The organism is Bacteroidia bacterium (assembly GCA_027493955.1).
GTDB lineage: Bacteria > Bacteroidota > Ignavibacteria > SZUA-365 > SZUA-365 > JAOSJT01.
In genome coordinates this window covers 394,380-407,717 of record JAOSJT010000001.1, presented here as the reverse complement: position 1 = coordinate 407,717, position 13,338 = coordinate 394,380, and the positions used below count along the sequence as shown (strand labels likewise).

General features: G+C 58.8%; 10 protein-coding genes. 4 read left to right on the top strand and 6 right to left on the bottom strand.

All coding sequences use genetic code 11. From position 1 onward, the window contains the following. Positions 1-95 precede the first annotated feature (95 nt). The 3 genes from M5R41_01640 to M5R41_01630 are packed head-to-tail and all read left to right on the top strand — an operon-like array spanning position 96 to position 3,250. The gene (locus M5R41_01640; protein MCZ7555091.1) at positions 96-1,871 is read left to right on the top strand and encodes a hypothetical protein; all 1,776 of its coding nucleotides are present in this window, start codon (positions 96-98) and stop codon (positions 1,869-1,871) included. Between the two features lie 12 nt (positions 1,872-1,883). Next, the gene (locus M5R41_01635) at positions 1,884-2,564 is read left to right on the top strand and encodes a TrkA family potassium uptake protein (protein MCZ7555090.1); all 681 of its coding nucleotides are present in this window, start codon (positions 1,884-1,886) and stop codon (positions 2,562-2,564) included. After that, positions 2,561-3,250: a PAS domain-containing protein gene (locus M5R41_01630; protein MCZ7555089.1), complete on the top strand. Its 690-nt coding sequence runs from the start codon at positions 2,561-2,563 to the stop codon at positions 3,248-3,250. The genes M5R41_01635 and M5R41_01630 overlap by 4 nt, the downstream gene beginning before the upstream one ends. Before the next feature lie 230 nt (positions 3,251-3,480). Here M5R41_01630 and M5R41_01625 read toward each other — a convergent pair whose 3' ends face one another. The 6 genes from M5R41_01625 to M5R41_01600 form a co-directional block, all read right to left on the bottom strand. After that, complete coding sequence (locus tag M5R41_01625; protein ID MCZ7555088.1) at positions 3,481-4,329, bottom strand: phosphatase PAP2 family protein; 849 nt, start codon at positions 4,327-4,329, stop codon at positions 3,481-3,483. Then, positions 4,290-5,735, bottom strand: a complete 1,446-nt coding sequence (gene rlmD, locus M5R41_01620) for a 23S rRNA (uracil(1939)-C(5))-methyltransferase RlmD (GenBank protein MCZ7555087.1) — start codon at positions 5,733-5,735, stop codon at positions 4,290-4,292. The genes M5R41_01625 and rlmD overlap by 40 nt, the downstream gene beginning before the upstream one ends. Positions 5,736-5,886: 151 nt before the next feature. Then, on the bottom strand, positions 5,887-6,924 hold the full coding sequence (locus tag M5R41_01615; protein MCZ7555086.1) for an AI-2E family transporter: 1,038 nt from the start codon (positions 6,922-6,924) through the stop codon (positions 5,887-5,889). Continuing rightward, the gene (locus M5R41_01610; GenBank protein ID MCZ7555085.1) at positions 6,924-7,448 is read right to left on the bottom strand and encodes a cyclic nucleotide-binding domain-containing protein; all 525 of its coding nucleotides are present in this window, start codon (positions 7,446-7,448) and stop codon (positions 6,924-6,926) included. The genes M5R41_01615 and M5R41_01610 overlap by 1 nt, the downstream gene beginning before the upstream one ends. 15 nt (positions 7,449-7,463) lie before the next feature. Further along, complete coding sequence (cysS, locus tag M5R41_01605; protein ID MCZ7555084.1) at positions 7,464-8,864, bottom strand: cysteine--tRNA ligase; 1,401 nt, start codon at positions 8,862-8,864, stop codon at positions 7,464-7,466. 572 nt (positions 8,865-9,436) lie between these two features. Further along, a complete protein-coding gene (locus tag M5R41_01600; protein ID MCZ7555083.1) occupies positions 9,437-9,841 on the bottom strand; it encodes a hypothetical protein in 405 nt (134 codons plus the stop codon). Between the two features lie 220 nt (positions 9,842-10,061). Here M5R41_01600 and M5R41_01595 point away from each other — a divergent pair, with 220 nt between their 5' ends. Beyond that, positions 10,062-13,328: a S41 family peptidase gene (locus M5R41_01595; protein ID MCZ7555082.1), complete on the top strand. Its 3,267-nt coding sequence runs from the start codon at positions 10,062-10,064 to the stop codon at positions 13,326-13,328. Positions 13,329-13,338 lie beyond the last annotated feature (10 nt).

Below are 13,338 nucleotides of genomic sequence, written 5' to 3'. Positions count from 1 at the left end.
CCCGCTCCGTCCCGCGCCTGAGGTACCTGTGCCTCGCTCGGCCCGCGTTTGTACGGAAGTCGGAAGAATGCTACTTTTTCCGCTTCAGGATACCCATGCCACCCACGAGCAGCATCGCCCCCTCATCCGAACACTACCCGTCAATACGCCGGGTGAGCAATGCCATTCTCATTGCGGTGTTCGTCGCGGCGTCCGCTTCGATTCTCATCGAATACGGTTTTTATGCCGGGGCATGGGTGCGCTCGGTACTGCACTGGATCGATCTCGTAGCGCTCATCTGTTTTATCGCTGTCCAGGCAGTCAAATTGTATGCGGTACCGGACAGGAGCGCCCTCCTGCGGGAGCGTCGGCTCGAGTACTTGTTGACCGGTGTCGTGCTTCTTGCTTCTGTGGCGCTGTTGTTCACCGTGCTGCTTCAGGGCGAGGGACTTGCCGCACGAAGCAGGCTGTTTTCGGTCACGATCGTGACCGCCCAGGTAGCCATCGTTCTGGAAATGCTGTTCACCACGGTACGTTTCAGTCGGCGGATCGGCAGCCTGCGCCTGCATCCGTCACGCGTGTTTCTCGCCAGTTTCGTTCTCGTCATACTGCTCGGCACACTGGGGCTGCTGCTCCCCAAAGCCAGCACCAACGGCATCGGCGTCGTGGATGCGCTGTTCACGTCCACGAGCGCCGTGTGCGTCACCGGTCTGATTGTGGTTGACACCGCAACGGCATTCACCTTCACGGGAAAGCTCATCATCCTGGTGCTCATACAGATCGGAGGACTGGGCTTGATGACATTCACGACCTTCTTTGCGCTGTTCGCCGGGAAGTTAGGCGTGCGGGAACGGGTATTATTGCAGGATATGCTGAGCCGCGAGCATCTCGGAGAGGTCCGGCACACCCTCAAAAACATCATGACCGTGACCTTTATCATCGAGGCGCTGGGAGCCTTGTTTCTGTATTTCTCCTGGCCTGCCGGCAGTTTTTCGTCGGTGGAGGAGAGGGTGTTCAGTTCACTATTCCATTCCGTATCCGCGTTCTGTAACGCGGGCTTCTCGTTGTTCAGCGACGGACTGGGGCATGCGGGTGTGGCCATGAATCCGGCGGTCAACATCAGTATCGCCGGGCTTATCGTATTGGGAGGTCTGGGATTCATCACTATCGTCAACGTGTTCTCCCTGCTGCCCGGCCGAAGAAGCACACCGGCAAAGCGTGCTCGGCTCACCGCGCACTCGCGCATCGTGCTCGTCAGCAGCGCGTTGCTGATCTCCGGGGGTGCGGTGCTGCTGCTCCTTTCCGAACAGACCGCCGCGCTCCGCGGCCTCTCCTGGTGGGAACGTGGCATGGCGGCGATGTTTCAGTCCATCACCACGCGAACCGCGGGATTTAACACCATCGACATCGCCGCTGTCACGGTGCCGGGGACGCTCGTGATGGTGCTGTTGATGTTCATCGGGGCCTCACCCGCGTCCACAGGAGGAGGGATCAAGACGACTACCGCCGCCGTGGTGCTGATGCACGCTTTGCAGCATTTGCGGGGACGGACTTCCATCGAGATCGGGTCGCGAAGCATCGCCGCCGCCGTGATTGACCGGGCGCACGCGGCGCTGCTCTTCGGGATGGTGCTCGTATTCGTGGCGACACTGGCGTTGAGCGCATTCGAGACGGCACCGTTGATTGATTTACTGTTCGAAACCGTCTCCGCCATGGCCACCGTCGGGTTGTCGCGCGGAATCACCGCGGAGCTGTCTGACGGCAGTAAAATTGTCCTTATTTTGACCATGCTCATCGGACGCGTGGGCGTGCTCACGTTTATGCAGTCAGTGAGCACGGCCGCACCTCTCAACAGATATGACTATCCGACGGAACATGTCATAGTCGGATAAGAGGATTTTTCCATGGTGAAACGTTTCGCCGTTATCGGACTCGGCTATTTCGGACAAAACATCGCCCGCGCGCTCACGCGCAAGGGCGCGGAAGTCATCGCCATCGACAACACCATGTCCAAGATCGAAGAGATCAAGGACGAGGTGGCGTACGCGGTGCGCCTGGACAGCACCGATGAAAAAACGTTGCGCAATCAGGGACTCGAAGATCTCGATGCGGTGATTGTTTCCATCGGCGAGGACTTCGAGAACGCCCTGCTGACCTGCGTGCTCCTGCAGGAATTTGGCTGCAAGCATATCATCGTGAAATCGACTTCCCCCATCCATGCGCGTATTTTCCGCAGTGTCGGCGTGCATCAGGTGGTATCACCGGATGTGGATCTGGCGGAGCGCCTGGCCGTCACAATGGTCAACCCGAGCGTACTCGACGCCATTCCCCTCACGGACGAGTACAGTATCGTGCAGCTTCGGGCTCCGCGTTTCATGATCGGCAAGACGCTCAAAGACCTCGAACTGCGCCGTACATACGGAGTCAATCTCATCACCATTAAGCGCACGACGACCTCCATACTGAAGGGCGGACTTGCCGAGCAGATCATCGGTGTTCCGATGCCCGAGACAGTGATAGAGGAAAACGACATCCTCATCCTGATGGGCGAACAGGGAGTGGTCCGAAAGCTGGCCGACGCATGAGCACCGCACCCCGACGCAAGGCGCCCGCGCTGTTTCACAGAGTATTTCTCTCGCATCTGCTCGTGCTGCTGCTGTGCTTTATCGCGGGACTGGTCTTGCTCGACTATCTGTTCGCTGACGGCTTGCGGCTGTATCGCGTCCGCAGTCCGCTCATCCTCCTCCCCGCCGTGCTGGGTCTGATAGGTCTTGCCGGTCTGCTCGCCTTGTGGAGCAGCGGTGTCGTCGCGCTGGCGCTGCAACGCCTCTCGCGCGCGCTGGATCGGGACAGCAACGAGGCCGAATTACAGACCCTTGCACAGGAAATGCATTGCGAAGAAGCTGCAGAGGTCGCGGACGCAGCCGCGGAGCAACTCCTGCGCGCCGCCCGTCGCCTCGATGCCCGCCCGCTGATTCTGGTGATCGACGCACATCTCAATATTCTCTCGGCGGATATCGACACCGCCGCCCTCCTCGCCGCATTGCCGTCGGAACTGAAACGCAGAAATCTCCGCGGTTATCTCATCGAAGCCGCGGACAGGGAATTTCTCCTGGAAACACTGCAGCGGTCGGGAAACGCAATCAGCATGCAACCCCGCCGTATGCCCGTGATTGCAGCCGGCGGTGGTACGTTGAACCCCCTCTGGCATCTTCACCCACTCGGCGAGGGACGCTATGTATTCATCGGCACAGATATTCGACGCGGTTGACATCGCCACGGAATTTTCCAGATCGCGCGGTGTAGAGAGGGGAATGAACGCAAAGGCGCAAAGACGCGAAGAGTATCTACTGAAACAGTCTCCTTGACTATCGTCAGCATAGGATAACGAAATTCTGACGATTAGCGGCAGCACAGCGAGAGTAACGTTTTCTAACAATCAGCTACCCAGGCCTAGTCCCGTGCACGATGCTCATCGTGAGACGTCGCTGGATTCTCGCATCAAAACGAAATGCGCGCATGCAGTAATGGCGCATGGCGGGGAGTGCTCTGCCGCCCCGGCGGGATCTGCTCCGCCTCCCTCTCACGCCGATTCTCCAGTTCGGTCACTGCCCAGGCCGTGGACGTCCCTATCGCCGCGCCAAGAACAGTGTCGGACAGCCAGTGACTGTCGGAAACAATGCGCTGCAGCACGGTAACGCCCGCCAGCGTAAACAACAGCACCGTCGCCGCCGGATGACCGATGCGACGGGACAGTGTCGTGGCCAGTGCGAACGCCGCCGTGCTGTGTCCGGACGGGAACGACGTACGCTCGTGCGCGAGCGTGAAGGGATGGAAATCCGCATTCCCCCGGTCCGCGTAGGGTCTGCTGCGACCAATCACCGCTTTCATGACATGCGTGAATACCTCGGAGTACACCATGGACTGAAAGACCATGCGCCCGGTCGTGCGCGACCAGGTATCGTCGAAGGCCTCGCCCCCCGCATACAACAACAGGGCGACACCCGTGCTCACCTCGCCGGTACCGTAATAGTCGCCGATGAGCAGCCAGTCGTCACGTTGCGGATCGCGATGCGCCTGCGACCATTCACGCACGTCCTCGTCCACCATCCACGACGACGCGGTGGCCACAACAGCGATGCCCGCGAGCAGCCAGTCGTTGCCGTTGAAATGCACGGGAGCGCTGAGCACATGACCCCAGTCCTCCCCGAACACGCTCGCGTGGTGCCCGAATCCATCGCGCCGGCTCTGCCCTTCCGCAACGGACGCGAGCATGCACAGCAATGCGACTGCGACGATGCAGCCCCGTATCACGCGGGCTCGCCTTTCCTGCGCAGCGCGATCACGCATTCGATATGCCAGGTATGGGGAAACATATCCACCGGGGTGATCTCCGTCACTTCATAACCGCATTCCGCGAGCATCGCGCAGTCGCGGGCGCTGGTGGACGGATTGCAGCTGACATACACCAGACGCTCCACACCGGAGGCGCCGATCGCTTCCACAACCTTTGTGTGCATGCCCGCGCGCGGCGGGTCCACGATGATGACGTCGGGTCGCGGAATCCCGGCACTACGCTCAGGAGCAAGAAAATCGACGATGTCGGCGCAATGAAATTCCACATTCCCGATTGCGTTATCCGCAGCGTTCCTCCGCGCGTCGGCGATGGCCGCCTCGTTGAGCTCCACGCCGACCACATGCCGCACATCGCGCGCGATGAAGAGCGCGATGGTGCCCGTGCCGCAGTAGAGGTCCCAAACCGTATCCTCCGGCCGGAGTCCGGCCGCTGCTTCTGCGGTCGCATACAGGCGCTCGGCTTGCAGCGTGTTGGTCTGGAAAAACGAAGTAGGTGAGATGCGGAAGGTGTTGCGTCCCAGCCGTTCCATGATGCTTCCGTCGCCGAACCAGGTGATTTCCTTTTCGGCGATGGCGACGGAAGATTTCCGCGATGTCACGCCCTGCACGAAGGTGCTCACCGCAAAGCGCGTATCTTTCAATAATTCGGCGTAGGCTCCATAAAGTTCGGGAAGTTCATTGGATGTGACGAGAAACACCATGCGTTCGCCGGTGTTCTTGCCTTCGCGGATGACGAGATGGCGCAATTCTCCGGTGTGTGTTCGCGTGGAATACGCCGGTATGCCGCGCGAGAGAAAAAACTCCCGCGTGGCGGAGAGAATGGCGTTGCTTTCCGGTGATTCCAGAAAACATTCTCTGATGTCCAGAATACGGTCGTAGCGCTTGGGCACGTGCAGGCCCAGGGCGAAGAGCTCGGCGTCGCGGTCCACCGTACCGAGCTCGCCCGGAAGCAGCCAGCGCATTTCGCCGAAGCTGTATTCCATTTTGTTGCGGTACCAGAACGGCTCCGACGCGGACAGCGTGTCTCTGACCGACGGATTCCCGAAACCACCGATACGTTCGAATGCGTCCCGTACGTGATCGCGTTTCCACTGGCACTGCTGCTCGTACGCGAGATGCTGCCAGCTGCAGCCGCCGCACACGCCGAAATGACTGCAGCGCGGCTCGACACGCTGCTCCGATGCCTCGACGACGCGCAGCAAGCGGGCCTCGGCAAAATGTTGCTTCTTGCGGTACACTTCGGCTTCCACTTTGTCGCCGGGCACAGCGCCCTGCACAAACACGACGAAGCCGTCCGGCCGCGCAATGGCTTTGCCCTCGAAAGCCGCTTTTTCAATATCGAGCAACAGAATATCGCCGCGTCGAATGGGTGCAGGGGTTGCCTGAATATCTTCTGTCATAATGGATGTACGGTAATTCCGAAGATCTGATAAAGGAAATGTCAGAGGATGGGTCGAGACGCTCACGATACACGCTGCCGCACACACTTTCGCGCAGACGAACAGACCGACCTGATGGCGCTGTGCGTCTTAATCGTCGCACCGTTCTGTGTTAATACACGGCCCGGTAGCGTTTGAGCCCCGCGTACAACTCCGATAATACGACTTTGATCACACCCGCAATGGGCACGGCGAACAACATGCCGAGAATGCCGAACAGATGTCCGCCGATCAGTATCGTGAAAATGATGGTCAGCGGATGCAGTTTGACGCTCTGGGAAATGGTCAACGGCTGGACGATGGCGTCGTCGATAAGTCGAATCAATGTGAAAGCGATGAGAATGATCGGTACTTCCTCGAAGGTATTGAGCGACAGCACGGATATCATGCTTGCCACGAGCGCGGCGGTGGGGGGGCCCAGGTAGGGCACCAGATTCGCGACGGCGGCCACGACGCCGATCAGTGCGTAGTTCGGAATACCGAGCAGCCACATCGCCGTGGTGGCGAGGGCGCCGATCACCAGCGCGTCCAGCACTATACCGCGAAGATACGCGCCCAGCGACCAGTCGATTTTGTGCACAATGCTCAGCGCCATCTCGAAAAACTGGTTCGGAACGATTTCGATGAAACTCTTCTTGAGACGGCGTCCATCCTTGAGCAGGAAAAAGGTGGAAATCAGCGTCATGACGATGAAGATTATCAGTCCCACCAGACCCGACGCGATGTTGAGCACATTGTCAAATACCGAACCGAGCCACTCCTCGACCTTGGTGCCAAACGTGATGCGTCGCACACCGAGGAAGGAGAGGTTCCGCTGCAACAGTCGTTCGAATCGCGTGATTCCCCGTCGCAATTGTCCGAGATTGAGCATTTCCTGCAGGGAAAGTAATTGCTCGAATATCAGCGGCGAGAGAATGTACACCACGAAGGCGAAGGCCGCCAGGGCAAAGAGAAAAACCACAACAGCCGCCGCCGTTCGCGGGACTCCCTTCCCTTCCAGGAAATCCACGGCGGGCGAAATGATGAAGGCGAATAACAGGGACAGGAGGAGCATCGCCACGACCGTCCCGATGGTGTACACCGTCAGCGCCAGAAAGGCCGCAATGAACAGCAGCAGAAGAACGATCAGTATTTTGGTGTTGGTGAGCATCACGGAGCCGGGTTGCGCTGCTGTTCCGTGACGAGACGCGTATTCTCCTCGCTGGCCTTGTACAGGCGCTCACTCAGAATGCGCGCGAGTTTGAGAACGACTTTCACGCCGATACGCGGACTCGTTTCCAGAAGTCCGAACAGATCGGGCTGGAAAAAGCCGAACAGCTTCGTATCGTCGTAGGCTACGGCGCTGGCAGTGCGCGGCCTGTCGCTGAACAGCGCCATTTCTCCGAAAAATTCGCCTTTGCGTAAACGCGAAATTTCGCAGCTCCGGCTTTCGCTGACGATGGAAATCTCCCCTTGTTCGATGATGTACATTCCCAGGCCGGGATCGCCCTCTCGAAACACATATTCCCCACCGTGATATTTTCTGCGGTGAAGAATACGTTCGAGCGCCTTCAAATCGCGCCTGCTCAGATCCTCAAAGATCGGGATACCTCGCAACAGCGTGAAAATATCCTTCTCGTCGTCGCGGCGAAAATAATTGCTCCAGAGAAATGAGGGATCACTGCTTGTACTCATGGTGCCCCTGACCGTTCATGATTGCCGTTTCCATTTCGTACCATCGCGACCGTCCTCCAGGACGATGCCGCGTTCACTCAAACCGTCGCGTATGCGATCCGACAGCTCCCATTGCTTCTGCGCTCGCGCTTCGCTGCGCAGATCAATCAGCAGTTGCATGAGTTGCTCCACCAGGGCACTGTCCTCACCCTGCCGCTCACCGCTCTCGGCAACGACACCGAAGACGTCCAGAGCCGTACGACGAAGAAACGCACGCACAGCGGCCCGGCTTTCGGCGTTCACCCCTTCCGCGGAATGCAGACGGGCGTTGACGTCGCGCACGAGTTCGAACAGCACACCAAGCGCCGCCGGAGCATTGAAGTCATTGTCCATGGCCTCGATGAAGCGCTGCTCGTACGGCGATACGTCGAAGCCATTTGCGCCGGCTCCGTCGCCACCGAGAGTATCGTACAAACTCTGCAGCTTCTGCAAACCCGCCTTCGCGGCGTCCAGGCCCTCCTGCACGAAATTCAACGGGCTGCGGTAATGCGTCTGAAGATAGAAAAAGCGGAGACTTTCGGCGCTGTACTTGTCGAGGATTTCGCGCGCGGTAAAAAAATTACCGAGCGATTTGGACATTTTTTCATTGTCCACATTCAGAAAACCGAAATGAATCCAATAGCGCGCGAAAGGCGCATGCGTGAGCGCTTCGCTCTGCGCGATTTCATTTTCATGATGCGGAAAGATCAGATCGTTGCCGCCCGCGTGAATATCGAACGTTTCGCCGAGGTATTTCTGCGACATCACCGAGCATTCGATATGCCAACCCGGCCTGCCGTTGCCCCAGGGCGACTCCCACGAGGGTTCGCCCGGCTTTGCGCTTTTCCACAGCGCGAAATCGGCCGGATGCACCTTGCGATCATCTGTGTCCACACGGGCGCCCATGCGCAAATCCTCCACGAGTTTGCCGCTGAGCTTGCCGTACTCCGCAAAGGCCTCCACGGAAAAATACACATCGCCCTCAACCACATAGGCCGAGCCGTTCGCTATCAGGCCCTCGATGTGCCCGATGATATCTGTGATGCACTCTGTGGCGCGAGGGTGGACCGTGGCGGGACGGATACCGAAGCGCTCCGTATCCTGCAGAAAAGCCGCGGTATAGCGCTCGGCGATAGCCGACGACGGCACGCCTTCTTCATTCGCGGCCTTGATGATCTTGTCGTCCACATCCGTGATGTTCATGACGTAGGTCACCGCGTAGCCGCGATACTCGAGATAGCGCCGAATGACGTCCGACATCACGAACGAACGCGCATTACCAATGTGGAAAAAATTGTACACCGTCGGGCCGCAGGTGTACATGCGCACCTGACCCTCTGTGAGGGGTTTGAATTCTTCCAGTTTTTTCGTCAGCGTGTTGTACAGCGATACGGCCATGAATCGTTACTATCCAGCAAAGTGAAGGATGCGTTGCCTGTCGTACAAAAGTACAGCCGTTCAGGGAACAGGACAAACCATGAACCGCCCTTCGACGGTAGCTGAGCGAAGCCGAAGCTACCGCGAATCCCGAACGATGTTGCTGCTACCACCATTTTATCCAGATTCAGGAGCGCCGCACTGGAGGTACCGCGCGTGCCTACACAGAGATGCAAAGGAAAGACGCAGGGGAAGGGAATTGAACGCAGAGACGCAAAGGCGCGGAGACGCAGAGCAATGATCCAGGGATGAGAAGAACTCAGCGCAGAGAGTCACAGGACTGGCATATGGAGAAGAAATCCATGTGGAGAGGCACAAGGGTAGGTGGGAATGAGATAATGGTTCATGCCCCAATATCGTATTTCCTTCTGCGCCTCTGCACCTCTGCGCCTCTGCGCCCCTGCGTTACATTCCCCTCCCTGCGGTTTGTCAGAGTCGAAATACGTCGTCAGCCTCGGGCTGATGCGGGGCTCACCCGAAACATACCCAACATGGCAGTATACGTAGCGATACGCAGACCGCGCGAGCGGGCATCAGCGGTAGATGAACGGAAGCAGGATGATCACCGCGGCGATGGCGAGGCGTTTCAGCCCGGAACTGCGGTACTGCGCCGCAGTTTTCTGCTTCAATGAACTCACCATGCGGTCGCGGAAAAACGGGAAGAAATGAAAGGGCATCATCAGGTCGAAGATGATGATCATGCCATAGAGCAGTATCTGAGAGATTTTCGGAGTCTCAAGTACAAAATGCACGATGAGAAATCCCAGCGCGAGTCCGGTGAGCAGAAAGGAGACGAGCTCGAAGACGCCCACCTTCCCGCTGCGGTAGAATGCAATTTCCCTGTCACGATACTGCTCCGGTGTGGCGATGGCGCGCAGAGCACTCAGCAGATAGGATGTGAGGAAGGTGACGAGGGCGAGGAGTTCAAACGTTTGCATGATGCGCGGGACGATGGTGAATGTGATGCGATTCGGTGCAATATACGGATTCTCCGCTGCATTGAAATCTTTCCTGCATTGAAATCTCCCGTGGGTGCGGTTCGGGACCAGCGTTCTCCTTTGTCTCACAGAGCCAAATCCGGTAACAGAATTCCCGAATGAAACTCCTATTTTCAAAACACGTAGCACAAGGATTGCCCCAACGCAACGAGGATACACAATGACCCCATCGCACCTGTCTCCCCCGGCTCACCTCATCATGTTCCTTATGCTCTTCGTCGCCGCCGCCGGCGCCCAGCCACTCGCGACGCGGGCCGATGTCGACAACGATGGCAAGCGGCTTCTTCGCTTCCCCGACATACACCGCGACGCCGTGGTGTTCGTCCACGCAGGCGACATCTACACTGTGTCTGCAAACGGTGGTACAGCGCGGCAGCTCACGTCGCATGAGGGACAGGAGCTCTTCCCGAAATTTTCGCCCGACGGAAAGTGGATAGCGTTTTCAGCCGAGTACAGCGGCAGCAGACAGATATACGTCATGCCCAGCGAGGGTGGTACGCCCCGGCAGCTGACCTGGTACAACGATGCGGGTGTAATGCCGCCGCGTGGTGGCTTCGATCATCAGGTGCTGGGGTGGACGCCGGACGGCACGCGCATACTGTTCCGTGCGAACCGCCTGCCCTGGGACGAACGATTGAGCCGTTTCTACACCATCCCCTTTTCCGGAGGACTCGAAACGCCGCTCATCATCCCTGAGGGAGGCATGGGGGAATTTGGGCCGGACGGCAAGCGCATGGTGTACACTCCTATTTCCCGCGAATGGCGCACATGGAAACGTACCCGCGGAGGACGCGCGCAGGACGTCTGGCTCTTCGATCTTGAGAAGGTTTCCGCCGAACGCCTGACCGACCACATCATGACGGACAACCAGCCGATGTGGATCGGCGATACATTGTATTTCACCTCCGACAGGGAATTCACGCTCAATCTCTTTGCCATGGATCTGAACGGAAAAACCGTGCGAAGAGTGACGCAACACGATACCTGGGACGTACTGTGGCCGAGCAGCGGTCCGGACGCGATCATCTATGAATGCGGCGGCGAACTTCATGTATATGAAACGCGCAGCGGAAGTTCGCGGCAACTCCGTATCGGCCTGCGCGCCGACGGCCGCGAGACACTGCCGGGCATCCGGAGCGTCAGTGATTTCATCGAGGGCACCGCGCTCTCACCTTCGGCCAAACGCGTCATCATGGCGGCGCGTGGCGATCTGTTCAGCGTCCCCGCCGAGCATGGCGAAATCCGCAATCTCACCGGCACGCAGGGAGTGCGCGAGCGCGCCGCATCCTGGTCTCCCGACGGAAAAACGATAGCATACGTCAGCGATCAGAGCGGTGAGTACGAAATATGGCTGCGTCCCGCCGATAATACCTCCCCTGCGCGGCAGCTCACCAGCGGATCCCGCGGCTGGATATTTTCCGTGCAATGGTCGCCGGACGGCCGGCGTATCGCCTTCGCGGACAAGGCGCGCGGCCTCTGCATCGCCGACGTAGCCACGGGTGCCGTGCGCGAGCTTGTGCGCGGCCGACGATACGACATCACGCACTTCCGTTGGTCCCCCGACAGCCGCTGGCTCGTGTACACCGACGTTGCACCGAGCGACCTCAACGGTATCTGGGTGTACGACACGGAGAAGGATACGCCGCTGCTGCTCAGCTCCGGAATGTCCAATGACTTCAATCCGGTATTCTCGCGCGACGGCAAATACATGTTCTTTCTCTCCAACCGCGACTTTAATCTGACATTCAGCGCCTTCGAATTCCGCTATCTCTACACCAACGCCACACGCGTGTACGCCGCCGCGTTGCATCCCGAGGTCCCGGCGTTCCGTCCCTGGCGCAGTGACGAAGAAGGAGGCCCCGCATCCGCGGATACCGCCCGCGCACCGAAGGTACGCATCAGTGCGGAGGGATTCGCCGATCGCGTTGTCGCCTTGCCCGTCAGCGACGCCACCTACTTCAGTCTCGAAGCCGGCGAAGGTGCCGTGCTGTACATCAGGATAAAGGACGGCCAGCGCGCGCTGTTGCGCTATGACATTGCGGCACAGAAAGAGGAAACCGTCTTCGACGGTATCGGAGGCTACGAATTGTCTCGTGACGGCAAGAGCATACTCTACGCGGCCGGCGGCAGCTGGGGCATCGTGGCGGTGCGCGCCGGTCAGAAAAAAGGAGATGGAGCCCTCAATCTCGCGCGCATGGACATGCGCATCGATCCCCGGCTGGAGTGGCGACAGATGTTTTCCGATGCCTGGCGTATCATGCGGGACTGGTTCTACGATCCCGCCATGCACGGCTACGACTGGGACGCGTTGCGCGGAAAATATGCCTCCCTGTTACCCGCACTCGGCCGGCGCTCCGACCTCGACTTCATTATCGGGGAAATGATATCCGAACTGAACGCCGGACACACGTATGTGAATTCCGGTGACGAGCACAGGGTCAAGCGCATAGAAGGCGGCTTACTCGGCTGCGAGTTCGAGGATGCCGGAAATCGCTATTACCGCATCGGCAAGGTTTTCGAGGGGGAAAACTGGCACGAGGCCTTCCGCTCTCCTCTTACAGAGCATGGCGTCAACGTGCGTGCCGGCGACTACCTCATCGCCGTCGACGACAAGGAAATCGTCGTACCGGATAATCCATTCCGTTTTCTGGAGAACACACACGGACGCACCGTGAAAGTCACCGTGAACACCCGCCCCTCACCGGAGGGAGCGCGGAACGTGATGGTGCGTCCCGTAAAAAGCGAAACCAACGTCCGCTTCCTCGACTGGGTGAAGCGCAATATGGCCTGGGTGGACAGCGCCTCGGGCGGCCGCATCGGGTACATCTGGATACCGAACACCGCGGCGGAGGGGAATCGCGAACTGTTCAAATGGTTCTATCCGCAGGCGAACAAACAGGCCCTGATACTTGATGATAGGTACAACGGAGGCGGCTTCATCCCCTACAACATGATCGAGCTCCTCGATCGCCAGGCACTGAACTACTGGGCGCGCCGCAATATCGAGCCCATGTCCGCGCCGGATGTATTCCATCGTGGACCCAAGGTCTGTCTCATCAATCACTATTCGTCCTCCGGCGGCGACGCCTTCCCGTACTATTTCAAGAAACGCGGTTTGGGTCAACTCATCGGCACGCGCACCTGGGGCGGGCTGATCGGTCTCACCGGACAGCCGAATTTCGTGGATGGCGGTTCCGTCAGCGTCCCCACATTCCGCTTCTATGACCCGGAAGGCAATTGGGTGATAGAAAACGAAGGCGTGTCGCCCGACATAGAAGTCATCGACCGGCCGGACCTCGTCGCGCGCGGCATAGATCCCTCGCTGCAAAAGGCGGTGGAAGTGTTGCTGCGTGAACTGCAGGAAAATCCTGTGCGTCCCGTCCCGCGTCCCGTTCCGCCGGACGAATCGCGTCCCGGTTCGCGATAGGCGTTGCGAG